Genomic DNA, 24467 nt, shown 5'->3' with positions numbered 1-24467 from the left:
CGTGGGTTGTGCCGGTGATGTTAGACCCTGGTCGCCCCCCGCCCCCCCTCCCCTTTTTTTTGTGGGTTTTCCGTCTTCCCTTCCCCCTCGCGCAGGAAGGCCCTGGCGGCGGGGCGTGACGGCGGGTCCCGACGGCAGCCCGGGTCAGCCGGCCGGCGTCTCCCGCTTGCTCACGCGCACGGCGCGCTGCCCGTCGCTCGCGACCACGGCGAGGTCGAGGGCGAGGGTCTCGCGGGCGATGAGCTCGCGGTGGGCCTCCACCGCGGCGGCGTGCTCGGCGGGGACGTCGAGCTCCAGCGCGATGCGGTCGCTGACCTCGAGGCCGGCGGCCTTGCGGGCGTCCTGCACGTCGCGGATGACGTCGCGGGCGTAGCCCTCGGCGCGCAGGGCGTCGTCGAGCGCGAGGTCGAGGACGACGAACCCGCCGCCGGGCAGCACGGACGCGGCGACGTGCTCCCCGGCCGCGTCGCCCACGACGGTGGTGAGCTCGTACTCCGCCTCGAGCAGCGGCTCGTCGCCGGCGTCGGTCGTGACGACGACGGCGCCGTCGTCGCCCCGGCGCCACGCGCCCGCCTTCGCCGCCTTGATGACGGCCTGGACGCCGCGGCCCAGGCGCGGGCCGGCGGCCCGGGCGTTGACCGCGAGCCGCTCGGTGATGCCGAACCGCTCCGACGCGTCGGCGTCCGCCGCGACGAGGTCGACCGCCTTGACGTTGAGCTCCGACGTCAGGAGGCCCACGTAGTCCGCGAGCGCCGCGGGGTCGGGGACGGCCACCGTGAGGCGGGCCAGCGGCTGCCGCACGCGCAGCTGGTGGGCCTTGCGCAGCGCGAGCGCGCTGGACACGACGGCGCGCACCTCGTCCATCGCGGCGACGAGCTCGTCGTCGCGCACGAGGGCGGCGTCGACGACGCCGTCGGCCGAGGGCCAGTCCGTGAGGTGCACGGAACGGCCGCCGGTGAGGCCGCGCCAGACCTCCTCGGTGAGCAGCGGCGCCAGCGGCGCCATGACGCGGGTCAGCGTCTCGAGCGCCGTGTACAGCGTGTCGAAGGCGTCGGCGTCCTCGGCCCAGAACCTCATCCGCTGGGTGCGCACGTACCAGTTGGTCAGGACGTCGAGGTGCTCGCGCACGGACTCGCAGGCGCCGGAGATGTCGTAGGCGTCGAGCTGCGAGGTGACCGTCGCGACCAGGTCGTGGGTGCGCGCCAGCAGGTACCGGTCGAGGGCGGGCAGGCCGGGGACGCGCTCGGCCGTGACGGGCTTCGCCGTGTAGCCCGCGCCGTCCGCGGCGCTGTTCGCGTACAGGGTGAAGAAGTAGTACGTGCTCCACAGCGGCAGCAGCACCTGGCGCACGGAGTCGCGGATGCCCTCCTCCGTGACGACGAGGTTGCCGCCGCGCAGGATCGGGCTGGCCATGAGGAACCAGCGCATCGCGTCGGAGCCGTCGCGGTCGAAGACCTCGGAGACGTCCGGGTAGTTGCGCAGCGACTTGCTCATCTTGCGACCGTCGGAGCCCAGCACGATGCCGTGCGAGACGGCGGTGCGGAACGCCGGCCGGTCGAACAGCGCGGTGGCGAGCACGTGCAGCAGGTAGAACCAGCCGCGGGTCTGGCCGATGTACTCGACGATGAAGTCGCCCGGGTAGTGGTGCTCGAACCAGTCCGCGTTCTCGAACGGGTAGTGCACCTGCGCGTACGGCATGGAGCCGGAGTCCATCCACACGTCCATGACGTCCTCGACGCGGCGCATCGTGGACTTCCCCGTCGGGTCGTCGGGGTTGGGGCGGGTGAGCTCGTCGACGAACGGGCGGTGCAGGTCGGGCTCGCCGTCGGGGCCGAGCGGCAGGCGGCCGAAGTCGCGCTCGATCTCCTCGAGCGAGCCGTACACGTCCAGGCGCGGGTACGCCGGGTCGTCGCTCTTCCAGACCGGCACCGGGGAGCCCCAGAAGCGGTTGCGGCTCAGCGACCAGTCGCGGGCGTTCGCGAGCCACTTGCCGAACTGGCCGTCCTTGATGTGCTCCGGCGTCCAGGAGATCTCCTGGTTGAGCTCGACCATCCGGTCCTTGAACTTCGTGACCTCGACGAACCACGAGGACACGCCCATGTACATCAGCGGCTGCCGGCAGCGCCAGCAGTGCGGGTAGGAGTGCGCGTACGACTCGCGGCGCAGCAGCACGGTGCCGGCGGTGACCGACCCGGCGTCCGCCTCCCCGCGGGTGCGCGCCTTGAGGTGGTCGATGATCGGCAGGTTCGCGTCGAAGACCTGCAGGCCGGCGTACTCCTCGACCGGGTGCGTGAACTTGCCGTCCGCCCCCACGGGCATGACAGAGGCGACGCCCTCGCGGTCGCAGACGACCTTGTCGTCCTCGCCGAACGCGCCGGCGCTGTGCACCAGGCCGGTGCCGTCCGTCGTCGTGACGAAGTCCGCCTCGACCACGCGGTGCGCGCGCTCGCGGCCCTCGTAGTAGGAGAACGGCGGCACGTAGGAGGTCTGCAGGAGCTCGCGGCCGGTGAGGCGCCCGACCACGCGCGGGGCGTCCTCGCCCTCGTCCGTGAGCTCGCGCGCGTACGCGTCGACGCGGGCCTCGGCGAGCACGTACCGCTGCGGCGTGCCAGTGAACGACGACTCCACGACGGCGTACTCGATGTCCTCACCGACCATGACGAGCAGGTTGGAGGGCAGCGTCCACGGCGTCGTCGTCCAGACGAGGAGCTTGTCGCCGGGGCGCACCACGTCCTGCCCGGCGGGCACGGTCGCGACGTCGAAGCCGACGGTCACGGCCGGGTCCTGGCGCGTCTGGTAGACGTCGTCGTCCATGCGCAGCTCGTGGTTGGACAGCGGCGTCTGGTCGTTCCAGCAGTACGGCAGCACGCGGAAGTCCTCGTACACGAGGCCCGCGTCGTAGAGCTTCTTGAAGCCCCACAGCACCGACTCCATGTAGGTGACGTTGAGCGTCTTGTAGTCGTGGTCGAAGTCGACCCAGCGCGCCTGCCGGGTGACGTAGTCGCGCCACTCGGAGGTGTACTTCAGCACCGACGAGCGGCAGGCGGCGTTGAACTTCTCGATGCCGAGCTCGAGGATCTCGTCCTTGGTCTTGATGCCGAGCTGGCTCATGGCCTCGAGCTCGGCGGGCAGGCCGTGCGTGTCCCAGCCGAAGCGGCGCTCCACGTGCTTGCCGCGCATCGTCTGGTAGCGCGGGACGACGTCCTTGGCGTAGCCGGTGAGCAGGTGCCCGTAGTGGGGCAGGCCGTTCGCGAACGGCGGGCCGTCGTAGAAGACGAACTCGTTGGAGCCGTTCTCCCCCGCCGGGTTCTTCGCGACCGACGCGCGGAACGTGTCGTCGGCGGCCCAGAACTCCAGGACCTCGCGCTCGATCGCCGGCAGCTCCGGGGACGCCGGGACGCCGGCGATGCCGAAGGCGGCGCCCTGTCGGTCTGCCTGCGACGAGGGGTCGGACGAGCGGTGCTGCGGATAGGCCATGGGTGGGCTCCTGTGCGGACGAGCTGGCGGTCGGTGGTACGACGTCGGTGCTGCTGTGCGAGGACGACGCCCCCGCCCCGAAGGGCGCGGGTCCCGCGGTACCACCCCGCTTGCGGACGCCGGTCGTGCTGACGTCCGCCGCTCGTTCACGGCTGTGACGGGCCTACCCGTCCGGTTCTACTGGGAGCGCTTGCGCGCCCTGTTCTTCCGGAGGCTCACCGGTGATGGCCGGGTCGATGCCTGTGCGTCCATGGTAGCCAGCCGCGCAAGTGCGGTCGTCGCGGGGCGCCTTCGGCGGCCGAGGAAAAAGCCCGAGCGGCATCGCGGGTGTGCTCGCCAGGATGGCAGGCATGGACGAGAACGAGGTCGAGGTCGTCGTCGCCCACAGCCAGCGCGCGACGCTGCGGGTGGGCGGCGTGTACCTGAAGATCGACGGCGACCCGGCGCGCGCCGAGCGCGAGGCGCGGGCGATGGCCCTGGCGCCCGTCCCGACCCCGGAGGTCCTGTGGCGCGAGCCGCCCGTCCTCGCGATCGCCGCCGTGCCGGGCGAGGCGCTCGGTGTCCTCGGCGAGCCGTCGCCGCAGTCGCCGGCGGCGTGGGCGGCGGCCGGTGCGGCCGTCCGGCGGCTGCACGACGCGCCGTTGCCGCCGTGGCCGGGACGCAGCGTCGACGACGTGGCGGCGGAGCTCGACCGCGAGTGCGCGTGGCTGCTCGCCCACGACGTCGTGCCCGTCGAGGTGGTCCGCAGGAACCGGGCGATCGCCGAGGCCGCGCTGCGGCCGTGGTCGCCGGTGTTCGTCCACGGCGACCTGCAGCTCACGCACGTGTTCGTCGACGGCGACGAGGTCACCGGCGTCATCGACTGGTCCGAGGCCGCGCCCGGCGACGCGATGTTCGACCTCGCCATCCTGACGCTCGGGCACGAGGAGCGCCTGGACGACGTGCTGGCCGGCTACGGCCCCGGCGCGGACCGCACCGTCATCCGCGCCTGGTGGTCGCTGCGCAGCCTGGCGGCGTCGCGCTGGCTGATCGAGCACGGCTTCGACCCGGACGCGCCGGGAGCGGAGCTCGACGTGCTCCGAGCCCGGATGCGGGAGTCCTGAGGACCGTGGACAGGCCATCAGCTCCGCGGAGCGTGCTGCCGGCGATCATCGCGGCCCCGCATGGCCCATCGCCTGCCGGACGGCCTCGGCGAACGCGGCGGGACTGTCCGTGGCGAGCTGGTGACCTCCGCCGTCGACGATCTGCAGGTGCGATCCGCCGATGGCGCCGGCGAACCGGTGCGCCGCCGGGAGGTTGGGTCTGTCCTTGCTCCCGCACAGCACGACCGTCGGCGCGGTGATCCGCGACAGGTCGGGTGTCAGGTCGACGCGGACACCGAGGATGTCGAGCAGGTCCTTCTTCGACATCCCGTCCGGCAGGCCCAGGTGACGCTCCGGGACGGCACCGAGCACCAGTCGCTGGACCGCCATCGTCACCCGGGGCGGCCTGACCTGGCCGCCGGAGAGCACGAGTGACGCGACGGGGTGCAGGGAGGCGTACCGGGCGGCGATCATCGCCCCGATCGACAGGCCGACCACGGTCACCGAACGCGCCGCAGTCTCCCTGACGTGGCGGTGCAGGGACGCGACGGCCTCGTCGAACACGAAGGGTGTCGCGAGGTCCAGGGCCCCGAACGCCATCGACCGCACCGGGCCGAGCAGGTCTCGCTGGGCGTCCCACACCGACGCGGACTCTCCGGCGCCGGCCAGGAAGACGACGAGATCGGGCACCAGCGCATGGTAGCGAGCCCTGGCACCGGGCTCACACGCCGTCGCGGGCCGCCATGGCCTCCAGCGCGGCGAACGGCGCGGGGCTCTCGAAGCGCCCTCGCAGGGACGGCTCGTACGCGGTGAGCGGCCGCGCCTGGAAGAACCTCGCAAGCGCAGCGTCGTCCGGCTCGACACCCAGCTCCGGAGCGGGCACGAACCCGAGACGGGAGTAGTACGCCGGGTCGCCGACGAGCACCACGAGCGGCTCCCCCAGCGCGTCGGCGGCGCCGAGCACCGTGTGCACCAGCGCGGAGCCGACGCCGCGGGCCTGGTGGTCCGGGTGCACGCTCAGCGGGCCGAGCACGAGGACGGGCGCGTCGCCCACGCGCGCCCGCGTGCACACCACGTGCCCGGTGACGACGTCGTCGACGCACGCCACGAACGCGAGCTCCGGGATCCAGCACGGGTCCGTCCGCAGGAGGCCGACGAGCGTCGCCTCGCCGGGCGCGCCGTCCGGTTCGACGGGCGGCGCCGAGTACGGCGCGCCCGCGAAGGCGGCGGCGGTGACGGCGCGGACGGCGGCGGCGTCGGTCGGGAGCTCGCGGCGGATCAGCATGGGCCGATGGTGGCACCGGCCCTCCGTCGTCGTCTCCGGTTTTCCGCGTCCCGCCGCGGCGGACGTCGCGGTCTACAGTGCCTCGCATGCGCCGCGGACCGATCGTCGCCCTCGCCGGGGTCTCCGGGCTCGCCGCCGCGCTGGCCTGGAGCGAGTGGCTGAACCGGCGCTGGTCGCGCACCCTCGTGGTCGACGCCGCCGGGCCGACGCAGGCCGTCGTCGTCCTGGGGTTCCGCAACACCGGTCCGGCGCCGAACGTCGTCAACCGCTGGCGCGTGCGCGCAGGGCTGCGGTCGATCGACCCCGCGGCACGCGCGCGGCTCGTGCTCAGCGGGGGCGCGACGACGTCCGGGCGCTCGGAGGCCCGGGTCCTGGCCGACCACGCCGTCGGCGTGCTCGGCTACGACGGCCCGCTCGCGCTCGAGGAGGAGAGCCGGACCACCTGGGAGAACGTCGCCCGGGTGCTGCCGCTGGTCGAGGACGCCGACCGCATCACGATCGTCTCGCAGCCGGCGCACGCGCTGAAGGCGCGCGTGTACGTCGCGCGCCAGCGCCCCGACCTGGTCGGTCGCCTGACGCGCGGCGCCGACCACCGCTGGGGCGAGTGGCTGCTGCTCAAGCCGGCCCTCGCCGCGTACGGGCTGTGGACGCTGCGGGGCGTCCGGCGCGACCTGCGCCCGCGGTGACGCCGCGCCGTCCGGCTCGTATCGTGACGCCGTGACCGTCCTCCAGGCGCTGCTCGCCTTCGCGCTCGTCGCGGGGCTCCTGACCCTCGTCCCCGGCCTCGACACGGCGCTCGTGCTGCGCAGCACCGTGACCCGCTCGCGCTCGCACGGCTTCGCGGCGCTGGGCGGCATCCAGGTCGGCACCCTCGTGTGGGGCGCCGCCGCCGCGGGCGGCGCGGCGGCCCTGCTCGCCGCCAGCCAGACGGCGTACCGCGTGCTCACCCTGGCGGGCGCGGCGTACATGGTGTGGATGGGGGCGTCGATGCTCTGGCGCTCCTTCCGCGAGCCGCGCGTCGGCGCCGACGAGGTGGACGCGCCGCTGCCGGCCGGCGGCCGCTGGCGCGACTTCGGCCTGGGGCTCAGCACCAACCTCATGAACCCGAAGGTCGGCGTCTTCTACGTCGCCGCGATCCCTCAGTTCGTGCCCGACGGCGTCAACCCGCTGCTCATGGGCCTCCTGCTCGCCCTGGTGCACTGCGTGCTCGGCACCGCCTGGCTGTCGCTCGTCGTCCTCGGGGCGGGCTGGTTCGGGCCTCGGCTGCGCCGCTCCGGCGCCGTGCGGTGGGTGGACCGCGTCACGGGCGGCGTCCTCGTGCTGTTCGGCGCCCGTCTGGCGACCACCCGGATCTGAGGCCCCGTCGGGCCGCAGCGCCTGACCGGCGCCGCGCGACGTCAGGTGAACGCCAGCCTGTCCACGATGCGTCGTGCGGCCGACTCCGGGTCGGCCGACGGGTCGAGCAGGTCGGAGCCGGCGAAGGCCCCCTCCCGCCAGAGCGACGCGAATCCGTGCACGACCGACCAGGCCGCGAGCTGTACAGCCGCAGGGTCCGAGACGCCCTCCAGGCCGCGGACCCCGTCGCGCAGCGCGTGCCCGGACCGTCGACGGGCGGCGGTCAGCTCCGGGTCGTCCGCCCGGAGCAGGTCGGAACGGAACATCACCGCAAAGTGCCCCGGTCGGGCGAGCGCGAAGCGGACGTAGGCCACCGCCACGTCCCGCAGGTCGGGGCCCGCCGCCTGGAGCTCCACCGCCAGCAGGTCGAACCCCTCGGTCGCGAGCGCGGTGAACAACCCTTGCCGGTCGCCGAAGTGATGCGCGGGCGCGGCGTGCGACACCCCGGCACGTTGCGCCAGCCCCCGCAGCGAGAGCCGGTCGACGCCGTCCTGTGCGATCTGGTCGGCTGCATGGCGCAGCACGACGGCCCTCAGGTCACCGTGGTGGTACGCGTCCGCCATCAGACCTCCATCTAGCCATTGACTAGTCCGTCCCGCGGACCTAACTTGTCACTGTCAAGATCCAGCCTAGCCTCTTCGGGAGAGCCCATGGCACCCCTCGTCGTCCTCGTCACCGTCACCCTCGCGGCACGGGGCCTCGACGCTCTCGGCGTCGACTCGCTGGGCGGCTGGCCCGCCGCCGTGACCGCCGGCCTCGTGGCCATGCTGCTGGTCACCGCGAGCGCCCACTTCACGCAGCCCCGGCGTGCGGCGCTGATCGCCATGGTGCCGCCGCGGGTCCCGCGGCCCGGGCTGGTCGTGACCGTGACGGGAGTGCTCGAGCTCGCCGCCGCCGCCGGGCTCGTGCTCCCGGCCACGCGGACGGCCGCGGGCATCTGCCTCGCGCTGCTGCTCGTCGTCATGTTCCCGGCCAACGTGCACGCCGCCCGCGCCTCCACGGGTGTCCGCACCATGCCTCTGCCGGCGCGGTCCGCGCTCCAGGTCGTCTTCGTCGCCGCCTGCCTCGTCGCCGCGCTCGCCCGATGAGCCGGTGGGGTCAGGTGATCGTCAGCTCGATCGTGTGCCAGCCGGTGGCGCCGTCGGGCGCGGGCGGGGCCTCCGCCTCGACCTGGAGGTTCCCGTCGGCGTCCGTCGCGCGGACCGCGACGAGATGGTCGCCGGGCGTCGCGTCCCAGTCCAGGCGCCACTGGCGCCACGTGTCCGGGCCGACGGTGTCGGCGAGGTCGGCCGCGACCCAGTCGCCGTCGTCGACCCGCACCTCGACCCTCTCGATGCCGGTGTGCTGCGCCCAGGCGACGCCCGCGAGCGTCACCGCGCCGGCAGGCAGGTCGTCTCCCGGGCGCGGGACGTCGATGCGCGAGGACAGCTTGATCGGGCCCAGCGCCGACCAGCCGCGCGGCGTCCAGTAGCCCTGTTCGTCGGCGAACCGGGTGACCTTGAGCTCCGTGACCCACTTGGTGGCCGACACGTACCCGTACAGCCCGGGCACCACGAGGCGGGCGGGGAAGCCGTGCTCGGTGGGCAGCGGCTCGCCGTTCATGCCGACCGCGACGAGACAGTCGCGGTCGGCCTCCTGCAGCACCTCCAGCGGCGTGCCCGCGGTGAAGCCGTCGGTGCTGCGGGAGAGCACCATGTCCGCGCCGCCCTGCGGCTTCGCCCGGGCCAGCAGCTCCCGGACGGGGTAGCCGAGCCACAGCGCGTTGCCGATGAGGTCGCCGCCCACCTCGTTGGAGACGCACGCCAGGGTGACGTGGTGCTCCTCGAGCGGCAGGGCGAGCAGGTCGTCCCAGGTGATCGTGAACGGCTCGTCCACGAGGCCGGTCACGGTGAGCGACCAGTCGTCGGGATCCACCTGCGGCACGACCAGGGCCGTGTCGATGCGGTAGAACTCCGGGTTCGGCGTGACGTAGGGCGCCGCGCCCTCGACGCCGAGGTCCGCGCCCGCGGGCACCGCGGGCGCCGTCGTCGCGGGCCGCGGCAGGCGGATCGCCTCGCGCGCCGCCGTTACCGCGCGGCCGCCCGCGGAGACCACGCGCGAGACGCCGAGCACGACGACGGCGCCCGCCGCGGTGACGCCGGACCACTGCAGGAAGCGGCGCCGGTCGATCGCGTACCGTCGGTCGGCGCGGGGCCGCTCGTCCTCGGCGAACCACGTCTCGACCCGGCGCAGCAGGGCGCTGAGCAGCGCGATCGCGGCCACCACCCCGAGCAGGCTCGGCAGCGCCCAGGCGATGTTCGCCCCGGGGCGACCCGCGGCCACGACGGCCGCCACCACGCCCACGGCGCCGAGCAGGACGGCGCCCCACGGCGGGCGCCGCCGCTCGAGGACGCCCGCGAGCGCCGCGCCCGCGAGGGAGACCACGCCCATCGTCGCGAGCAGCACGGCCTTGTCCGCCGTGCCGAACCAGGACACCGCGAGGTCCTTCAGCCAGCCGGGGACGCCGTCGACCACCGCGCCCCCGACCGCCACGACCGGGCTCGACGACGGGTCGACGAACGCCGCGACCAGCTCCGCCACGGCCAGCCCGGCCGCCGTCGCGACCACCCCCGCGAGCGCCGACCACCACCCGTCCCGCGGCCTCGGCTCGGGCGAGACCACCGACTCGGGGTCCCACCCGGCCGGGTCCGACGGGTCCGGGCCCGCCGGCGATGCGCTGCTCATGCCCTCAGCGTCCCACTCGGCGGCCCCCGGCGGCGGGAGGTGACGAGACCGTAAGGAACCGGGCGACCCGACCGATCCCCGAGCCCGCCCGTGTCGCTCGGCGAGGCTCACGCGCGCGGCGCGCCGTCCGGCGGCGCCGGCGGGCCCGGGTCGGGCCATCCGGCAAGGTGCCCGAGCCACGCGACCGCGAGCCACGCCCCCTCGAGGCGGAGCTCCGTCCCCGGACCCTCGATCACGGCGGTGCAGCGCGTCTCGAGCGTCCACGGCCCGTCCTCGCCCGGCGCAGCGGTCAGGGACCGGAGCGCCAGGGCCGAGCGGTCCAGCTCGACGTCGGCCGCCGCGCCGGGCAGCTCGACCCACGTCCGCGACCGCGCGGACCACAGGTGCGCGCCCTCCGTGCCGGCGGGGAGCCAGGCCGCGGTACCGCCGACGACGACGCACGGCAGCTCGGCGACGGGCTCGCCGGGGTCGCGCGGCACCCGCGGCGGCTCGTCGCCGAGGCTCGACACGTCACCCGCAGGCGCGCTCCCGTTCGCGATCGACAGCGCGAGGTCCACGGCGGCCCGCACGAGCCCCGTCGCCGCGCCCGCGCTCTCCCGGGCCCCGCGCCGTTGCCGGCGCGGCCGCCGCCACGAGACGGCGTCCTGGACCCGGGGAGTCGTCATGCCGTCGAAGGCTAGCGCCACCGGCCGCCGTCATGCCCGCGCGGGGGCCGGCTCCGGCCGGGGCACGTGCGCGAACACCGACTGTCCCAGCCAGCGCGGCACCCGGCGCCGCCCGCCCTCGGGCCCCTCGAGCACGACCTCGCGCGAGCGCAGGGCGCTCGCCCAGGTCACGTCGCCCCGCCACAGCCGGGTGAGGGCCCGCAGCGGCGTCGTCACGACCACCGCCGCGTCGTAGCCCGGGTCGTAGTCGCACACCTCGACCTGGCCGTCGCGCACGACGATCCACCACCGGGACACCCGGGGGGCCACGTCGGTGAGCACGATCGCCAGGACGGTGCGCTCGCGGGGCCAGGCGTCGACGTCGATCGTGCGGCGCATGTCCCACAGCAGCAGGTGCGGGTCGAGGTCGGCCTCCCCGAGCCCGCCGACCCATCGCGTGCCCCAGGCCCCGAGCGCCTCGACGAGCGGCCGCAGCTCCTCGCCCGCGGGGGTGAGGAGGTAGCGGACGTGCCCCTCGGCGCCGGCACGTCGCACGATCCCCGCGCGCTCCAACGTCCGCAGCCGCTTGGACAGCAGCGTGGGCGACATCTTCGGGTTGCCGCGCCGCAGCTCGTTGAACCGGGTGCTGCCGAGCAGCAGCTCCCGCACGACGAGCAGCGTCCACCGCTCGTCGAGCACCTCCATCGCCTTCGCGACGGGGCAGAACTGGCCGTAGCCCGCCATCCCCCCAGTGAACGCCCGCCGGGCGGGGCGCCGCCAGTACAGATCCAGGACTTCGCCCGGTCCAGATCCGGCACTGGACCGGCGGCGGCGCTCGGCGGAGCGTGAAGGGGTCAGCACAGCCCCCAGGAGCGAAGGAGCCCCTCATGAGCACCACCGATTCCCGGACCGTCCCCGTCGACCTGCTCGAGACGGTCCGCACCAAGCACCGCGCCGTCTGGGAGTCCGGCGACTACCCCGCGGTCGCGGACCAGGTCATCCCCTCGCTGGGGGCCGTCCTCGTGGAGGCGTGCGACGTCGGCCCCGGCGACCGGGTGCTCGACGTCGCGGCCGGCTCCGGCAACGCGTCGATCCCCGCCGCGCTGGCAGGCGCCGACGTCGTCGCCTCCGACCTCTCCCCCGAGCTGCTCGAGGCGGGTCGCCGGCGCGCCGCGGACCACGGCGCCACGCTGCGGTGGGAGCCGGCCGACGCGCACGCGCTCCCGTTCGACGACGGCGCGTTCGACGTGACCCTGTCGTGCGTGGGCGTGATGTTCGCGCCGTTCCACCAGCTCGCGGCGAGCGAGCTGGCCCGCGTGACCCGGCCCGGCGGCACGATCGGGAACGTCGCCTGGACGCCGACCGGGTTCATCGGCGAGATGTTCGCGACCCTCAAGCCGTACGCGCCCCCGCCCCCTCCCGGCGCGCTCCCGCCGCCGCTGTGGGGCACCGAGGAGCACGTGCGGGTGCTCCTCGGCGACCGCGTCACCGACGTCCGGGCCGAGGTGCGCGGGCTCGTCGTCGACCGGTTCGCCGACGGCGCCGCGTTCCGCGACTTCTTCAAGGCCACGTACGGCCCGACGATCGCGACCTATCGGCACCTCGGGGACGACGACGCGCGCGCCGCGGAGCTCGACGACGCCCTCGCCGCGCTCGGCGACCGGCACCTGCGCGACGACGGCACGATGGTCTGGGACTACCTCCTGGTGCGCGCGACGCGGGCGTGAGCCCGCGCCCGCCCCTCATCCCGCGTCGAGGAGGCGGCGGCGGACGCGGTCGAGCTCCGCGTCCGTCACGCCGTGCGCGCGCAGGTAGCCCTCCGGGTCCACGCCGTCGAGGAACTCCTCGAGCGCGGCGGCGACGGCGCCGGACCAGGCCACCAGCTCGTCGGGCGCGCGGTGCGCCTCGTCCCACCCGGGTTCGGTGGCCGCGCGGTCGTTGTTCGCGCGCACGGCCCGCAGGTAGTCGTCGACGACGACCGGGCGGGGCACACCGACGAGGGTCAGCAGGAGGGCGGTGATCATGCCGGTCCGGTCGCGCCCGCCCGCGCAGTGGTAGACGACGGCGCCGTCGGGCGCGTCGGCGATCGTGCGGAACACGTCGACGACGAGGCCGGGCCAGCGCTCGAGCACGGTCGCGTAGTAGCGCGGGGTGTCGAGGTGCGGCGCCCAGGCACGCATGAACTCGTCGTCGTCGGGGTCCTCGACGGGGCGGTGGTGCCGCGTCACCGACGGCGGCAGCTCCAGGGGCCCGATCTCGGCCGCGTTGCGCAGGTCGACGACGGTGCGGACGCCGGCGTCGGCCATCGCCGCGAGGCCGTCGCTGCCGGCGTCGTCGAGCCGCGACGTCCGGTAGAGGCGCCCGGCGCGGGTGCGGCCGCCGTCGGCGGTGGGCAGGCCGCCCAGGTCGCGGGCGTTGGGCAGCGCGCCCCAGCGCACGGCGCGGTCGTCGTCCGGGGGCGCGACGGCCGCGGCGTCGGCGGGCGGGGTACCGATCGGGAGGGTCACGGACGCCAGGCAACCACACGGGGTCGGCGGGGCGTACTAGGCTCGACGCCGGATCACGGGCACGACTCTGGCCCGTCGGCGCGACCCGGGCTGTGGGCCGCGGTTCCACCGGCGCGAGATGGCGCGCCGTCGGACGACACCACCGACGACGACCCCTGGAGCTTTCTCGTGCCCCGCCTCCCCCGCGCCGCCGTGCCCGGCGCCGCCCTGCTCGCCCTGTCCGTCGCCGTCCTCGCGGGCTGCGCGCAGGACCCCGCCGACGCCGCGCCGTCGGCGGAAGCCTCGTCCGGCGGGTCCTCGGACGGCACCGCCTACCCCCTGACGCTCGACAACTGCGGCGTCGAGACCACGGTCGACGCCGCGCCGCAGCGCGTCGTGACGATCAAGTCGAGCACCACGGAGATGCTGCTCGCGCTCGGCCTCGGCGACCGCATCGTCGGCTCGGCGTTCCTCGACGGGCCCGTGCCGGACTCGCTGGCCGACGCCGCCGCCGACGTGCCGGCCGTCTCCGAGCCCATGGCCGAGCAGGCGCCCGGCGCGGAGGCCGTGCTCGGCCTCGAGCCCGACCTCGTCTACGCCGGCTGGGAGTCCAACCTCACCGCCGACGGCGCGGGCGACCGCGCGACGCTGGCGAAGCTCGGCGTCGCGACCTACGTCTCCCCCGCCGCCTGCAAGGCGCCGGAGTACATGCCCGACCCGCTCACCTTCGACGACGTCTTCGCCGAGATCGACGAGGTCGGGGAGGTCTTCGACGCCGCCGACGCCGCCGGCGACCTGGTCGCCACGCAGAAGGACGCCCTCGCGTCGGTCACCCCCGACGACCGGGGCCTCACCGCCCTCTGGTACTCCTCGGGCGACGACATCCCCTACGTCGGGGCCGGCATCGGCGCGCCGCAGATGATCATGGACGCCGTCGGGCTGGAGAACGTCGCGGCCGACGTGCACGACACCTGGACGTCGTTCTCGTGGGAGCAGGCGATCGAGGCCGACCCGGACGTCATCGTGCTCGTCGACGCGACCTGGAACAGCGCGGAGCAGAAGATCGAGCGGCTCGAGTCGAACCCGGCCACCGCGCGCATGACCGCCGTGCGCGAGGGCCGCTACCTCACCGTGCCGTTCCCCGCGTCGGAGGCCGGCGTGCGGAACGTCGACGCCGTCGTCGACCTGTCCGCGCAGCTCCACGGGCTGGACGGGCTCGAGCCGTGACGACGACGGCCCGGCCGGTCGGGCCCCCCGCGACGACCGCGGCGACGACGGGCCGCCGCGGCGCCGCATGGTGGCTGCCGGCGTCCGTGGTGGTGCTGGTCGCGACCGTCCTGGTGACGGTGACGGTCGGGCCGGCCGACCTGTCGGTCGCGGACGTGTGGCGCTCGATCGCGACGCACGTCGGGCTCGGCGGCGCGCTGGGCCTCGAGCCGCTCGACGCGCTGCCCGACGGCATGGTCTGGGAGCTGCGCCTGCCACGCGTGCTGACCGCCGCGGCGGTCGGCGCGGGGCTCGCGGTGTGCGGCGTCGTCATGCAGTCCCTGACCCGCAACCCGCTCGCGGACCCGTACCTGCTGGGGCTGTCGTCCGGGGCGTCCCTGGGCGCGGTGCTCGTGCTCGTCGCCGGGCTCACCGTGCTGCTGCCGGTCGCGGCGTTCGGCGGGGCCGTCGCGGCGCTCGCCGCCGCCCTCGGGCTCGCCGGCGCGATCGGCACGATCACGCCGACCCGCACGGTGCTGGCCGGGCTGGCGGTGAGCCAGCTCGCGGCCGCGGCGACCAGCTTCGTCATCTTCTGGTCCGCGACCGGTGACTCGTACCGCGAGATCCTGTCGTGGCTCATGGGGTCGGTGGCCGGGGCGACGTGGACGTCGGTCGCGATCACGGGCGTCGCCGTGCTGGTGCTGGGCACCCTGCTCGCCTCGACCGGCTCGATCCTCGACGCGTTCACCTTCGGCGACACGGCCGCCGCCACGCTCGGTGTGCCCGTCGCGCGGGTGCGATGGCTGCTGCTGGTGGGCGTCGCGCTGCTCACCGGCGCGCTGGTCTCGCAGAGCGGGTCGATCGGGTTCGTCGGGCTGATCCTGCCGCACGCCGTGCGGCTGCTGACCGGCGCGCGGCACCGGCTGCTGCTGCCGCTGTCCGCGCTGTGCGGGGCGTCGTTCCTGGTGTGGGCGGACACCCTGGCGCGCACGGTCTTCGCCCCGCGCGAGGTGCCCGTCGGCATCGTCACGGCGGCGATCGGCGCGCCGGTGTTCGCCCTGCTGCTGTGGCGCGGACGGAGGATCGCATGACCACCGAGGCACGCGCCGAGGCGCGCACCGACGCCCCCGCCCGGGTCGCCGCGGAGGGGGCCACCGACGGCCTGAGCGCCGCCCGCGTCTCCTGGTCGGCGTCCGGTCGGCTGATCCTCGACGGCGTGGACGTCACCGCCCCCGCGGGCGCGGTGACCGGGCTGCTCGGCCCCAACGGGTCGGGCAAGTCGACGCTGCTGCGCGTCCTCGCCGGGGTGCAGGCGCCGTCGGAGGGCGGCTCGGGCCCCGGTGCCCGCGTCGCCTTCGCGGGCGCCGACCTGCTCGCCCTGCCGCGGCGCCGTCGCGCGCGGACGCTCGCGCTCGTCGAGCAGGAGGCGTCCACCGACCTGCCCGTCACCGTGCTCGACGCCGTCCTGCTCGGCCGGATCCCGCACCGCTCCCTGCTGGCCGGGGACTCCGCGGGGGACCGCGCCGCCGCACGCCGCGCCCTCGACGCCGTCGGGGCGGCGCACCTCGCGGACCGCGAGGTCACGACCCTCTCCGGCGGCGAGCGCCAGCGCGTGCACATGGCGCGCGCCCTCGCCCAGGAGCCCGCGCTCATCCTGCTGGACGAGCCGACCAACCACCTCGACATCGCCGCCCAGCTCGACGCGCTGCGCATCCTGCGGGAGCTCGCCGACCGCGGCGTCACCGTGCTCGCCGCCCTCCACGACCTGCAGCTCGCGGCCCAGCACTGCGACCACGTGGTGCTGCTGTCCGGCGGTCGTGTCGTCGCGGCCGGCGACGTGCGCGACGTCCTCGTGCCCCACGTCCTCGACCCCGTCTACGGCGTGCGCACCGAGGTGCTCACCCACCCCCGCACCGGCCGCCCGGTGCTGGCGTTCGAGCCGGCCGGCTGATCCGCTGGGTCAGTCCCGCGGCCGCCGCCCCAGCTCGATGGCCGGGCAGCGGTCCATCACCATGTCGAGGCCGGCGGCGCGCACGCGGGCGGCGGCGTCCTCGTCGATGACGTCGAGCTGGAACCAGACCGCCTTGGCACCGACGGCGATCGCCTCGTCGGCGACGGCCCCGGCGAGCTCGGAGCGGACGAAGACGTCCACGACGTCCACCGGGAACGGGATGTCGGCCAGGCTCGCGTAGCCCTGCTCGCCGTGCACGGTCTCGGCGCTCGGGTGCACGGGCACGATCCGCTTGCCCGCGCGCTGCAGCACCCCCGCGACGCCGTAGGCGGCCCGCGCCGTGTTCGTGGACAGCCCGACGACGGCCCAGGTGCTGGTCTCGTCGAGGACGCGGTCGACGGTGGCCTCGACGTCGGTGGTGGTCTCGGTGGCCTCTGGCGTGCTCATGCCTCGTGCAACCGGCACCTCGATCGGCCTGTTCCAGTCCCGCGGGTCCCTGATCCTCATGCGTGCCCCCTCGTCGTCCGATCCTTGCGGGCGGTCATGCCAGCGCCAGCGCCACGCCCGGGAGCGCGCACGCCGCGGCGCAGGTGACGGTCCGCACGTGGTTGAGCCGGCTCCAGGGCCGGTCGAAGGCGGCCCACCCGGCGGCGTCCCGGTGCGCCATGACGTGGTTGTTCAGCGGCACGTTGCCCGCCGCCGTCACCCCGAGCATGCCCACGACCACCAGCACGGCGCTCGCCACGACCAGCCACGCGCCGTCGTACCCGCCGACGAGGCCGACCACCGCCGAGCCGGCCGGCACGACCACGGCCGCACCGAACAGGGTCATGAACGGGGGCCGGACGGCGTCCTCGTTGATCGCCGCGATCGCGGCGGCCGCGGCCGCGGGGTCGAGCCTGCGCAGCCCCGGCATGACGAAGGTCGAGAACGCCGCGAACACCCCGCCCGCGAGGCCGGTGACCAGCACGGTCAGCACGAGGAGCACGTCCCAGAGATCCATGGGCCCATCCAACCAGCGGAACCTCCCCTCGCGCAGCAGGATGGAGCCATGCCCGCACCGCCCGCCGTCGTCGCCGCCACCAAGCGCTTCAACCCGTACGCCCTCAAGGTCAGCTCGCGGGTGCCGCCGTGGGTCACGCTGCACCACGTGGGCCGCAAGAGCGGCCGCGAGTACCACACGCCCGTGGTCGCGTTCGCCGCCCGGGCGCCCATCGACACCCGGGTCGCGCGGGCCGGGGACCCCGTCGAGATCGGCGAGTACCGCGACATCCTCGTGCTCACGCCGCTGCCCTGGGGCGCGGACGTGGACTGGTGCCGCAACGTGCGCGCGGCGGGCTCGTACCGCCTCACCCGCAAGGGGACCGACTATCGCGCGGACCAGCTGCGCGTCATCGACGCCGACGGCGCCCGCGGGATGCTGAGCGGCTTCGTCGGCGCGGCGTCGGGGCTGATCGGCATCGAGTCGTTCCTCGTCGGGCGGCTGAGCCGCTGGCCTGTCAGCGCGCCAGCGCGCGGCTGACGAGCTCGACGGCGTCGGCCGCCGTCCCGGCCTGCAGCGCGGTCGCCGTCCGGGCCGCCGACGGAGTCGTCGTGCCCGCCGCTGCCGGTCTGCGGGCGAAGCTGGCCGTCGTCGCGGCGACGACGGTGCTGCTCGCCCTGGGGGGCACGGTCGCCTCCCTGGTGGACGTCGCGGCGCTCTCCCTGGGCATCGGCGCGCTCTGGCGGAGCACCGCGGCCGGGATCGCCACCGCGGGTTCGCCCGTGCTCGCCGGGTACGCCGCGGTCGTCGCCGTCCGGCGTCGCGATGCCTGAGGGCTAGCCTTCGCGACCCCCGGCATCCCGCGCCACCTTGGACGCCCAGGCGACCAGCGGCACCTGCAGGGGCAGCCTGGCCCATGCGATCGCCGGGTTGCGTGCCCACGAGCGGTAGCCGGGGTGGGAGTCCAGCGCCATCTTCACGTTGCCCGGGAAGACGGCGACGAACAGGGCCGCAGAGGCGAGCCCGCCGACCCTCCGCGTGGCCGGGACGGCGACGGCCGCCGCGCACGCCAGCTCGGCGACCCCGCTGCCGTAGACCCACGCGCGCGGCGAACCGAGCCCGCGCGGGATCAGCCCCTCGAAGACGGCCGGGCGGACCAGGTGCAGGGCGCCGGCGGCGCCGAGCAGCCCGGCAAGCGAACCGGCGATGACGTGCTGGCCACGAGACATGCCCCCGACCGTACCCGCGGGTGGAGAATGAGCCCATGTCGACGACACTCTGGATCACCGGCGACCCCGAGACGGACACGCTGCTGAGCGACGACATGTTCGCGCTGCTCGTGGGCATGCTGCTCGACCAGCAGTACCCGATGGAGCATGCGTTCGCGGGCCCGCGCAAGATCCGCGACCGGCTGGGCAGCATCGACCCGCACGCCGTGGCGGACGCCGACCCGGACGAGTTCGTCACCCTCGCCACCACTCCCCCGGCCATCCACCGGTACGGGCGGTCGATGGCGGGCCGCGTGCAGGCGCTGGCGCGGGCGATCGTGGACGACTACGACGGCGACGTCGCGAAGCTCTGGACGACGCCCGGCGCCGAGGGGCCGGCCACCGGCGCCGAGGTGCTCGCCCGCCTGAGGGCGCTGCCGGGGTTCGGCGAGCAGAAGGCCAAGATCTTCCTCGCCCTGCTCGGCAAGCAGCGCGGGATCCGGCCGGACGGCTGGCAGGAGGCGGCGGGGCACTACGGCGACGAGGGCTCGCGCCGTTCGATCGCGGACGTCACCAGCGCGGAGTCGCTCGCCGAGGTGCGGACCTTCAAGAAGGCGCAGAAGGCGGCGGCGAAGGCGGCCAAGCAGGGCTGAGGCCCCGCTCGGCCGGGGGCCGCCGGCTCAGCGGCCGTGGTGCCCGTGCGAGAGCGGCACCGTCCACACCTCCCCGTCGAGGGTGACGACGTAGGCCGTGCGCCCCACGATCTCGAAGGACGTCGGCCGGTCGAGGCCGGTCGCCACCGCTCGCAGGACGCCGTGCCGACCGGCCTTCATCACCTGGCCGGTGTCCGGGTCGGCGGGCGACCCCTCGGGGCTGCCCGGGGTGAAGTGGCCCTGCGCGAGCGCGTACAGCCCGCCCCGGCCCGTCTCGACGTCGACGAGCAGCCGCCCGCCGGAGGCGATCAGATGGACGCCGTGCCGCCACGGGGTGAAGGCGACGACCTTGCCCTCACTCGGCAGGTGGGGCACCGGGCCGGCCTCGGCCATGAGGACGGTCCGTCCGACGGTCTCCAGACCGGTCGGCACGACGTTGCCGAACGCGCGGACCTGCGTGATCGAGCCGTCCGGCGTCACGTACAGCACGCGGTTGTGGTGGCCGTCGGTGACGAGGAAGCCCCTGCGGTACGGCTCCATGGCGAACTGCAGGCCGATGGGCACGAAGAAGTCGGTCTTCGGCGGGTGGGCGATCGACCACGCGCCGAGGTCGGCGACGGGGCGCGGGACGCCGTCCCGTCCGACCCGGTACAGCCCCGAGACCTGCGGGTCGGCGAGCGACACGAGGACGTAGGCGGCGCGGCCGCGGAACGCGACGTCGAGCGCGCCGCCGGGCGTCCCCGGCTGCTGAGGGGGCAGCCCCGAGACGAAGGTCGAGGCGGCGCCGGTGCGGCGGTCGATCCGGGAGACCTCGCCGGAGACCGGTTCGGTGACGTAGAGGGCCCCGTCGGGGCCGATGGTGGAGCCGGCGCCGCCGGACAGCCCGGCGGTGAGGAGCGACGGGTCGGCGTGGTGATGGACGTGGTGGTTGCCGTGGTGGTGGTCGTGGTGCGACGGGGTCGCGGCGGCGGTAGCGACCGTGGTCGCGGCGAGCAGGGTGGACAGCAGGACGGCGATGATGCGTGGGGTGCGCATGGGGACCCCTCCCGAGGTGTGCGTCGTTGCACGGACGGTCGGGCTCGGCGCGGCGGCCGGGTCGGGATGTGGCGCTCCCCTCGCCGTCCTCGACGCTACGCCCGATGCCCCGCCCCGTCACGGGCCGTTCGCCCCGGCGACCACCCGGCGGCGCGCAGCCGTTCGAGCGCGCGGTCGTGCGGCAGCGCGTGCCGGGTCCCGCGGTGGCCGACGGTCGTCGTGGCCGTGAAGACCGACGCGAGCAGCGCCTCCTCGACGGCGTCCGTCGTGGCGGCGAACAGCGGGTCGAGAGCGTCGTCGGGCACGAGCGGGTCGGCGGGGTCCGCCGTCGTGAGCGCGAGGCCGTAGTCGCCGCTGCCGTGCGCGAAGTCGGAGCCGACGCGGCCCATGGCGAACACCGCGCGGCGCGCCACCCGCTCCAACCGCCTGGCGTCCAGCGGGGCGTCCGTCGTCACGACGATCATGCAGGAGTTGCCCTCCGCGAGGCCGGATCCCTTCGGCACGACGTCGATCCTTTCGGCAGGAGGAGCAGCCGAGGAGATCGGCTCCGTGCCGAGAAGATCCACCGCAGGCAGCGGCACGCCCCGGACGGTGAGCGTGCCGGAGAAGTTCGACTGCACCAGCACGCCCACGGTGCGTACGGTCCCCGCCACGTCGACCCGCCGTGACGACGTCCCGACGCCGCCCTTGTAGCCGAGCGCGGCGGTCCCCGCCCCGGCGCCGACGCAGCCCTGCTCCACCGGGCCCGACGTCGCGCCGTCGAGCGCGGCGAGCACGTGCGCCTCCGTGACCGGCCGGGCGCGGATGTCGGACAGGTAGCCGTCGTTCGTCTCGCCGACGACGGGGTTGAGGGTGCGCACGTCCTCGTAGCCGGGCCACGCCAGCACGTGAGTGACGAGCGCGTCGGCGGCGCGGAACGCCGAGAGCGTCGCGGTGAGCAGGATCGGCGTCTCGATCGCGCCGAGCTGCTCGAGCTGCGTCGCGCCCACGAGCTTGCCGTACCCGTTGCCCACGAACAGCCCGCACGGGAGCGCGCGCCGCTGCCCCGGCCCGGCGCCCAGCGCGTCGGGGACGACGGCGGTCACGCCCGTGTGCAGGCGCTCGCCCTCGTGCAGGGTCGCGTGCCCGACACGCACGCCCGCGACGTCGGTGATCGCGTTCGCCGGGCCGGTCGGCAGGTCGCCGACGACGACGCCGAGCTCGCGGGGGCCCGGCCGCGCGCCGCTCATGCCCGGCCCGCGGGGACGAGGCGCGCCGGGTGGACGTCGCGCCAGGTGCGGGAGCCGTCGACGAGGTCCTGCACGTGCTCGCGGAACCGCGGGCACGCGGCGATGTCGTGCGCCTGGCACGACAGGGCGTGCTCCGTCATGTGCCGGGAACGGTCGATCTCCTCCTGGCGCCGGTCGAGCTCGGCCAGGTGCGCGGTGAGCACCTCGTGCCGGTCGCGCGCGCCCCGCCCGGTGGACCCGGCGTCGAGCAGCACCTGGATCTGCTCGAGGCTCATGCCCGCGACCTTGGAGCTGAGGATCGTCGCCACCCGCACCACGTCGTCGGCCCCGTAGCGCCGCCGCCCCGCGCCGTCGCGGGCCGGGGCGAGCAGGCCGACGTCCTCCCAGTACCGCAGCACGTGCGTCTCCAGGCCGAACCGCTCCGCCAGCTCGCCCACGCTCCAGGTCCGTTCCGCCACCCCGCTTGACTTCATGTTGACATGAAGTCACAGCCTGGGGTCAGCACGCAACCCGACCCGAAGGAGACGCCATGAGCGACACCACCCGCCACGACCTGCACGACGCCGTGATCGTCGGCGCCGGGCCTGCCGGCCTCGCGGCCGCGCTGATGCTCGGCCGCACCCACCGCGACGTCGTCGTGCTCGACTCCGGCACCTACCGCAACGACCCCACCGACGCGATGCACAACGTGATCGGGTTCGACGGCGCCGCCCCCGCCGAGTTCCGCGCCGCCGCGCACCGCACGCTGGCCGCGTACGACACGGTCGAGCTGCGGCGCGCCGCCGCCCACGACGTCGCCCCGCTCGACCCCGCGTCGCCCGCCGACGGGTTCGTCGTGCGCACCGACGCCGGCGACGTCGCCGGCCGGCGGTTGCTGCTGGCCACCGGCGTGCGCGACGAGCTGCCCCCGACGCCCGGGCTGGAGCAGCTGTTCGGCACGGTCGCGGCGCACTGCCCGTACTGCCACGGCCACGAGTTCTCCGGCACGCCCGTGGCGATCCTGGGCGCCGGCCCGCACGCGCCGCGCGTCGCGGGGCTGCTGGGGCGGATCGCGAGCCGCGTCGTCGTGCTCGCCGACGGCGCGGACGTCGACCCGCAGGTCCGCGCGGCGCTCGACGCCCGCGGCGTCGCCGTCCGGCCCGAGAAGGTGCTCCGCCTGGAGCCGCTGACCCTCCCCGGCGGGCACCCGGGCGCACGGGCCGTGCTGGACGGCGATGCCGAGGACCTCGGCGGGATCATGGTCGCCCCGACGCTGCACCAGGCGGCGCCGTTCGCCGCCCGGCTCGGCCTCGAGCTGCGCGAGTCCGGCTGCGTGGCCGTCGACGCCATGGCGCGCACGAGCCTCCCGGGGGTCCTCGCCGCCGGGGACCTGGCCCACACCGCCGACTTCCCCATGCCCGTGAGCTCCGTGACCGCGGCGATGGCGGCCGGGCAGCTCGCCGCCGCGTCCATCGACGCCGACCTGCTGGCGTCGACCCCCTGACCGACTCGCGCGCACGGTACGACGGGCAGGACGGCCGCACGAGTCGCCGCCACCTGTTCGTCGTCACCCGTCCGCACGCGGAACACACCGCCGCCGCGCGTCGTCGACCGCACGCACGGCTCGCCGCGCGGCGAGTTCATTCCCCCCCGTCGAGGCGGCGGGCTTCGCCACCTTCGCCACGTCGCCGGGTGCGATCACCCACCTCACCCACGACGACGGGTGGGGCAACCGGACGCTCGTCGGCCTCGGCTCCACGTCCCCTCTGACGGCCGCCCACTAGGCTCGCCGCATGACCTCAGCGCACCCCCTGCCGCTCGGCCCTGCCCCGCGACCCGCCACCGGCGAGGACCTCGCCGACCGGCTCCGCGCCCTCGCGACCAGGGCGGCCGGGACGGGCGTGACCGGCCTCGACCGGGCGCACCTCACCGCGACGCTGGACGGCGCGGACGTCACGTCGCTCGACGCGGACCTCACCGGCGTGGCGTTCGGCGCCCAGCAGAAGGCGCCTGGCGCCGTGTGGCAGCCCGGCGCGATCACCGCGCGCGAGGACGGCACCGTGCGCCGCCTGCGCGTCGACGCCCACCCGCTCACCGCCGTCGACCTGCCCGTGGACGTCACCGCCGAGGCCGAGGGGCTGCGGTTCACCTGGGTCGAGGGCGCCGACGGCCAGGTCGGGTTCGAGCCGGTCGAGCCCGACGACGCGCACCCGGTGACCGGGCACGCCCGCGTCGCCGTCTCCCGCGCGGGCCTGGTCGCGACCGTGCACGGCCTGCTCGCCGTCTCGCTGCAGTCCCAGGGCATCACGCTGAGCGACCTGGACGTGCACCTCGAGTCGCACGGCCCCCGCGCGGCGGGCGTCCGGATCGAGGCGAAGGTCCGCAAGGGGTTCCTGTCCGCCGGCGTCTCCGCCACTGCGTCGGCGTCGGTCGACGCGGCGATGGTGCTGACCGTCGGCGACGTGCGCATCTCCAGCGGCAACCCGCTCGTCGCCGCGATGCTCGGCGCCGTCCGCGGCCGCGTCGAGGCGGCGGCGAACCGCCGCGTCGACCTCGCCGCCGCGCTGCCGCCCGGGGTCCGCCTCGCGGACGTGCGCCTCGACGTCGGCGAGGAGCTGGTGCTCAGCGCCCGGCTGGGCTGAACCCCGGCGCGCTTCCGCCCGTCCGAAGCCGGCCTCCGGTCCTCGCGCGGCTCGACCCGGCGCTGTCGGTGGGCCGTGCGAGATTCGGGGCATGCCCGACCGCCCCGACGTCCCGCTCGCGCTCGTCGCTCGGCTGCGCGGGCTGCTCGAGTTCCCGGAGTGCGCCGAGGAGGACGCCTGGACCGGCGTCCGGTGGCGGGTGCGCCAGGCCACGGTGGCGCACGTCTTCGGCGGCGAGGACCAGCTCTTCCGCGTGACGTTCCGCGCCGAGCCGCAGGAGGTCCGGGCGTTCGAGCACCTCGGCCACCCGTACTTCCGCGCCGGCTGGGGCGCCAACGTCGTCGGAGTCGTCCTGGACGACGCCACCGACTGGGACGAGATGGCGGAGCTGCTCACCGACTCCTACTGCCTCCAGGCGCCGCGGCAGCTGGCTGACGCCGTCGACCGGCCGGAGCCGCCGGACGACGGCGCGGCGACCGCCGGCTGACA

General features: G+C 75.4%; 28 protein-coding genes. 14 read left to right on the top strand and 14 right to left on the bottom strand.

From position 1 onward, the window contains the following. Positions 1-144: 144 nt before the first annotated feature. The gene (ileS, locus tag ACFCZN_RS03515) at positions 145-3477 is read right to left on the bottom strand and encodes an isoleucine--tRNA ligase (RefSeq protein ID WP_430555824.1); all 3333 of its coding nucleotides are present in this window, start codon (positions 3475-3477) and stop codon (positions 145-147) included. A 350-nt stretch (positions 3478-3827) separates the two neighbouring features. On the opposite strand from ileS, the gene ACFCZN_RS03510 reads away from it, so the two are divergent. Then, positions 3828-4580, top strand: coding sequence for a phosphotransferase family protein (locus tag ACFCZN_RS03510; RefSeq protein ID WP_430555823.1), 753 nt, complete (start codon positions 3828-3830; stop codon positions 4578-4580). 45 nt (positions 4581-4625) lie between these two features. Here ACFCZN_RS03510 and ACFCZN_RS03505 read toward each other — a convergent pair whose 3' ends face one another. Together ACFCZN_RS03505 and ACFCZN_RS03500 are read right to left on the bottom strand one after the other, a co-directional pair. Further along, positions 4626-5249, bottom strand: a complete 624-nt coding sequence (locus tag ACFCZN_RS03505) for an alpha/beta fold hydrolase (RefSeq protein WP_430555822.1) — start codon at positions 5247-5249, stop codon at positions 4626-4628. 31 nt (positions 5250-5280) lie between these two features. Then, the gene (locus ACFCZN_RS03500; RefSeq protein ID WP_430555821.1) at positions 5281-5844 is read right to left on the bottom strand and encodes a GNAT family N-acetyltransferase; all 564 of its coding nucleotides are present in this window, start codon (positions 5842-5844) and stop codon (positions 5281-5283) included. Positions 5845-5930: 86 nt separating this feature from the next. Here ACFCZN_RS03500 and ACFCZN_RS03495 point away from each other — a divergent pair, with 86 nt between their 5' ends. Beyond that, positions 5931-6530 carry a YdcF family protein gene (locus ACFCZN_RS03495; protein WP_430555820.1) on the top strand — a complete coding sequence of 200 codons (600 nt, stop codon included), beginning with the start codon at positions 5931-5933 and terminating at the stop codon, positions 6528-6530. A gap of 31 nt (positions 6531-6561) precedes the next feature. After that, on the top strand, positions 6562-7200 hold the full coding sequence (locus ACFCZN_RS03490) for a LysE family translocator (protein WP_429762321.1): 639 nt from the start codon (positions 6562-6564) through the stop codon (positions 7198-7200). 41 nt (positions 7201-7241) lie between these two features. On the opposite strand, the gene ACFCZN_RS03485 is transcribed toward ACFCZN_RS03490, so the two are convergent. Continuing rightward, entirely contained in the window at positions 7242-7802 is a 561-nt protein-coding gene (locus ACFCZN_RS03485; RefSeq protein ID WP_430555819.1) for a TetR/AcrR family transcriptional regulator, read from the bottom strand. Positions 7803-7889: 87 nt separating this feature from the next. Here ACFCZN_RS03485 and ACFCZN_RS03480 point away from each other — a divergent pair, with 87 nt between their 5' ends. After that, on the top strand, positions 7890-8327 hold the full coding sequence (locus ACFCZN_RS03480; RefSeq protein WP_430555818.1) for a hypothetical protein: 438 nt from the start codon (positions 7890-7892) through the stop codon (positions 8325-8327). Positions 8328-8337: 10 nt separating this feature from the next. On the opposite strand, the gene ACFCZN_RS03475 is transcribed toward ACFCZN_RS03480, so the two are convergent. The 3 genes from ACFCZN_RS03475 to ACFCZN_RS03465 all read right to left on the bottom strand — a co-directional run bounded on the left by ACFCZN_RS03475 (position 8338) and on the right by ACFCZN_RS03465 (position 11351). Beyond that, positions 8338-9963, bottom strand: coding sequence for a molybdopterin-dependent oxidoreductase (locus ACFCZN_RS03475; RefSeq protein WP_430555817.1), 1626 nt, complete (start codon positions 9961-9963; stop codon positions 8338-8340). Between the two features lie 107 nt (positions 9964-10070). Further along, positions 10071-10628, bottom strand: a complete 558-nt coding sequence (locus ACFCZN_RS03470) for a hypothetical protein (RefSeq protein WP_430555816.1) — start codon at positions 10626-10628, stop codon at positions 10071-10073. Positions 10629-10658: 30 nt separating this feature from the next. Continuing rightward, positions 10659-11351: a winged helix-turn-helix transcriptional regulator gene (locus tag ACFCZN_RS03465; protein WP_429762326.1), complete on the bottom strand. Its 693-nt coding sequence runs from the start codon at positions 11349-11351 to the stop codon at positions 10659-10661. Positions 11352-11494: 143 nt separating this feature from the next. On the opposite strand from ACFCZN_RS03465, the gene ACFCZN_RS03460 reads away from it, so the two are divergent. Then, the gene (locus tag ACFCZN_RS03460; RefSeq protein ID WP_429762327.1) at positions 11495-12334 is read left to right on the top strand and encodes a class I SAM-dependent methyltransferase; all 840 of its coding nucleotides are present in this window, start codon (positions 11495-11497) and stop codon (positions 12332-12334) included. 15 nt (positions 12335-12349) lie between these two features. Here ACFCZN_RS03460 and ACFCZN_RS03455 read toward each other — a convergent pair whose 3' ends face one another. Beyond that, positions 12350-13114, bottom strand: coding sequence for a tyrosine-protein phosphatase (locus ACFCZN_RS03455; protein WP_430555815.1), 765 nt, complete (start codon positions 13112-13114; stop codon positions 12350-12352). Positions 13115-13282: 168 nt separating this feature from the next. Here ACFCZN_RS03455 and ACFCZN_RS03450 point away from each other — a divergent pair, with 168 nt between their 5' ends. Genes ACFCZN_RS03450 through ACFCZN_RS03440 form a run of 3 tightly spaced genes read left to right on the top strand, consistent with a single transcriptional unit; the run spans position 13283 to position 16250 of the window. After that, entirely contained in the window at positions 13283-14320 is a 1038-nt protein-coding gene (locus tag ACFCZN_RS03450) for a putative F420-0 ABC transporter substrate-binding protein (RefSeq protein WP_430555814.1), read from the top strand. Next, complete coding sequence (locus ACFCZN_RS03445) at positions 14317-15390, top strand: putative F420-0 ABC transporter permease subunit (RefSeq protein ID WP_430555813.1); 1074 nt, start codon at positions 14317-14319, stop codon at positions 15388-15390. Before ACFCZN_RS03450 ends, ACFCZN_RS03445 begins: the two co-directional genes overlap by 4 nt. After that, a complete protein-coding gene (locus tag ACFCZN_RS03440) occupies positions 15387-16250 on the top strand; it encodes a putative F420-0 ABC transporter ATP-binding protein (RefSeq protein ID WP_430555812.1) in 864 nt (287 codons plus the stop codon). Before ACFCZN_RS03445 ends, ACFCZN_RS03440 begins: the two co-directional genes overlap by 4 nt. Positions 16251-16259: 9 nt before the next feature. Here the strand turns inward: ACFCZN_RS03440 and ACFCZN_RS03435 are convergent, their stop codons facing one another. Beyond that, on the bottom strand, positions 16260-16697 hold the full coding sequence (locus ACFCZN_RS03435; protein ID WP_429762332.1) for a CoA-binding protein: 438 nt from the start codon (positions 16695-16697) through the stop codon (positions 16260-16262). Between the two features lie 94 nt (positions 16698-16791). Beyond that, on the bottom strand, positions 16792-17253 hold the full coding sequence (locus ACFCZN_RS03430) for an anthrone oxygenase family protein (protein WP_430555811.1): 462 nt from the start codon (positions 17251-17253) through the stop codon (positions 16792-16794). 48 nt (positions 17254-17301) lie between these two features. On the opposite strand from ACFCZN_RS03430, the gene ACFCZN_RS03425 reads away from it, so the two are divergent. Together ACFCZN_RS03425 and ACFCZN_RS03420 are read left to right on the top strand one after the other, a co-directional pair. Further along, on the top strand, positions 17302-17772 hold the full coding sequence (locus ACFCZN_RS03425) for a hypothetical protein (RefSeq protein ID WP_430555810.1): 471 nt from the start codon (positions 17302-17304) through the stop codon (positions 17770-17772). A gap of 71 nt (positions 17773-17843) precedes the next feature. Continuing rightward, positions 17844-18065, top strand: coding sequence for a hypothetical protein (locus tag ACFCZN_RS03420; RefSeq protein WP_430555809.1), 222 nt, complete (start codon positions 17844-17846; stop codon positions 18063-18065). A gap of 3 nt (positions 18066-18068) precedes the next feature. On the opposite strand, the gene ACFCZN_RS03415 is transcribed toward ACFCZN_RS03420, so the two are convergent. Then, on the bottom strand, positions 18069-18461 hold the full coding sequence (locus ACFCZN_RS03415; protein ID WP_430555808.1) for a hypothetical protein: 393 nt from the start codon (positions 18459-18461) through the stop codon (positions 18069-18071). A 35-nt stretch (positions 18462-18496) separates the two neighbouring features. Here ACFCZN_RS03415 and ACFCZN_RS03410 point away from each other — a divergent pair, with 35 nt between their 5' ends. Next, complete coding sequence (locus ACFCZN_RS03410; protein WP_429762337.1) at positions 18497-19093, top strand: HhH-GPD-type base excision DNA repair protein; 597 nt, start codon at positions 18497-18499, stop codon at positions 19091-19093. Between the two features lie 27 nt (positions 19094-19120). On the opposite strand, the gene ACFCZN_RS03405 is transcribed toward ACFCZN_RS03410, so the two are convergent. The 3 genes from ACFCZN_RS03405 to ACFCZN_RS03395 form a co-directional block, all read right to left on the bottom strand. Further along, positions 19121-20128 carry a hypothetical protein gene (locus ACFCZN_RS03405; RefSeq protein WP_430555807.1) on the bottom strand — a complete coding sequence of 336 codons (1008 nt, stop codon included), beginning with the start codon at positions 20126-20128 and terminating at the stop codon, positions 19121-19123. Positions 20129-20223: 95 nt separating this feature from the next. Next, on the bottom strand, positions 20224-21357 hold the full coding sequence (locus ACFCZN_RS03400) for a P1 family peptidase (protein ID WP_429762339.1): 1134 nt from the start codon (positions 21355-21357) through the stop codon (positions 20224-20226). Continuing rightward, positions 21354-21830 (bottom strand): MerR family transcriptional regulator, encoded by a 477-nt coding sequence (locus ACFCZN_RS03395; protein ID WP_430555806.1) that lies wholly within the window; start codon positions 21828-21830, stop codon positions 21354-21356. Before ACFCZN_RS03395 ends, ACFCZN_RS03400 begins: the two co-directional genes overlap by 4 nt. A 56-nt stretch (positions 21831-21886) precedes the next feature. Here ACFCZN_RS03395 and ACFCZN_RS03390 point away from each other — a divergent pair, with 56 nt between their 5' ends. The 3 genes from ACFCZN_RS03390 (at position 21887) to ACFCZN_RS03380 (ending at position 24465) form a co-directional block, all read left to right on the top strand. Next, positions 21887-22840, top strand: a complete 954-nt coding sequence (locus tag ACFCZN_RS03390; protein ID WP_430555805.1) for an FAD-dependent oxidoreductase — start codon at positions 21887-21889, stop codon at positions 22838-22840. Between the two features lie 289 nt (positions 22841-23129). Next, positions 23130-23978 carry a hypothetical protein gene (locus ACFCZN_RS03385; RefSeq protein WP_429762342.1) on the top strand — a complete coding sequence of 283 codons (849 nt, stop codon included), beginning with the start codon at positions 23130-23132 and terminating at the stop codon, positions 23976-23978. A 91-nt stretch (positions 23979-24069) separates the two neighbouring features. Beyond that, on the top strand, positions 24070-24465 hold the full coding sequence (locus tag ACFCZN_RS03380) for an MmcQ/YjbR family DNA-binding protein (protein WP_429762343.1): 396 nt from the start codon (positions 24070-24072) through the stop codon (positions 24463-24465). Positions 24466-24467: the final 2 nt, after the last annotated feature.

The organism is Isoptericola sp. NPDC056134 (assembly GCF_042264825.1).
Taxonomy (GTDB): domain Bacteria; phylum Actinomycetota; class Actinomycetes; order Actinomycetales; family Cellulomonadaceae; genus Isoptericola; species Isoptericola nanjingensis.
Note: the sequence above shows the minus strand (reverse complement) of the source record. Positions and strands in the feature narration are given on the sequence as shown.

What these genes read in the sequence shown, in the direction of transcription:
- ACFCZN_RS03465 (WP_429762326.1), bottom strand. Translation starts at nt 11,351, where the DNA reads ATGGCGGGCTACGGCCAGTTCTGCCCCGTCGCGAAGGCGATGGAGGTG.
- ACFCZN_RS03440 (WP_430555812.1), top strand. Translation starts at nt 15,387, where the DNA reads ATGACCACCGAGGCACGCGCCGAGGCGCGCACCGACGCCCCCGCCCGG.
- ileS (WP_430555824.1), bottom strand. Translation starts at nt 3,477, where the DNA reads ATGGCCTATCCGCAGCACCGCTCGTCCGACCCCTCGTCGCAGGCAGAC.
- ACFCZN_RS03480 (WP_430555818.1), top strand. Translation starts at nt 7,890, where the DNA reads ATGGCACCCCTCGTCGTCCTCGTCACCGTCACCCTCGCGGCACGGGGC.
- ACFCZN_RS03460 (WP_429762327.1), top strand. Translation starts at nt 11,495, where the DNA reads ATGAGCACCACCGATTCCCGGACCGTCCCCGTCGACCTGCTCGAGACG.
- ACFCZN_RS03435 (WP_429762332.1), bottom strand. Translation starts at nt 16,697, where the DNA reads ATGAGCACGCCAGAGGCCACCGAGACCACCACCGACGTCGAGGCCACC.
- ACFCZN_RS03495 (WP_430555820.1), top strand. Translation starts at nt 5,931, where the DNA reads ATGCGCCGCGGACCGATCGTCGCCCTCGCCGGGGTCTCCGGGCTCGCC.
- ACFCZN_RS03385 (WP_429762342.1), top strand. Translation starts at nt 23,130, where the DNA reads ATGACCTCAGCGCACCCCCTGCCGCTCGGCCCTGCCCCGCGACCCGCC.
- ACFCZN_RS03430 (WP_430555811.1), bottom strand. Translation starts at nt 17,253, where the DNA reads ATGGATCTCTGGGACGTGCTCCTCGTGCTGACCGTGCTGGTCACCGGC.
- ACFCZN_RS03400 (WP_429762339.1), bottom strand. Translation starts at nt 21,357, where the DNA reads ATGAGCGGCGCGCGGCCGGGCCCCCGCGAGCTCGGCGTCGTCGTCGGC.
- ACFCZN_RS03485 (WP_430555819.1), bottom strand. Translation starts at nt 7,802, where the DNA reads ATGGCGGACGCGTACCACCACGGTGACCTGAGGGCCGTCGTGCTGCGC.
- ACFCZN_RS03405 (WP_430555807.1), bottom strand. Translation starts at nt 20,128, where the DNA reads ATGCGCACCCCACGCATCATCGCCGTCCTGCTGTCCACCCTGCTCGCC.
- ACFCZN_RS03500 (WP_430555821.1), bottom strand. Translation starts at nt 5,844, where the DNA reads ATGCTGATCCGCCGCGAGCTCCCGACCGACGCCGCCGCCGTCCGCGCC.
- ACFCZN_RS03470 (WP_430555816.1), bottom strand. Translation starts at nt 10,628, where the DNA reads ATGACGACTCCCCGGGTCCAGGACGCCGTCTCGTGGCGGCGGCCGCGC.
- ACFCZN_RS03410 (WP_429762337.1), top strand. Translation starts at nt 18,497, where the DNA reads ATGTCGACGACACTCTGGATCACCGGCGACCCCGAGACGGACACGCTG.
- ACFCZN_RS03390 (WP_430555805.1), top strand. Translation starts at nt 21,887, where the DNA reads ATGAGCGACACCACCCGCCACGACCTGCACGACGCCGTGATCGTCGGC.
- ACFCZN_RS03395 (WP_430555806.1), bottom strand. Translation starts at nt 21,830, where the DNA reads ATGAAGTCAAGCGGGGTGGCGGAACGGACCTGGAGCGTGGGCGAGCTG.
- ACFCZN_RS03415 (WP_430555808.1), bottom strand. Translation starts at nt 18,461, where the DNA reads ATGTCTCGTGGCCAGCACGTCATCGCCGGTTCGCTTGCCGGGCTGCTC.
- ACFCZN_RS03425 (WP_430555810.1), top strand. Translation starts at nt 17,302, where the DNA reads ATGCCCGCACCGCCCGCCGTCGTCGCCGCCACCAAGCGCTTCAACCCG.
- ACFCZN_RS03380 (WP_429762343.1), top strand. Translation starts at nt 24,070, where the DNA reads ATGCCCGACCGCCCCGACGTCCCGCTCGCGCTCGTCGCTCGGCTGCGC.
- ACFCZN_RS03510 (WP_430555823.1), top strand. Translation starts at nt 3,828, where the DNA reads ATGGACGAGAACGAGGTCGAGGTCGTCGTCGCCCACAGCCAGCGCGCG.
- ACFCZN_RS03475 (WP_430555817.1), bottom strand. Translation starts at nt 9,963, where the DNA reads ATGAGCAGCGCATCGCCGGCGGGCCCGGACCCGTCGGACCCGGCCGGG.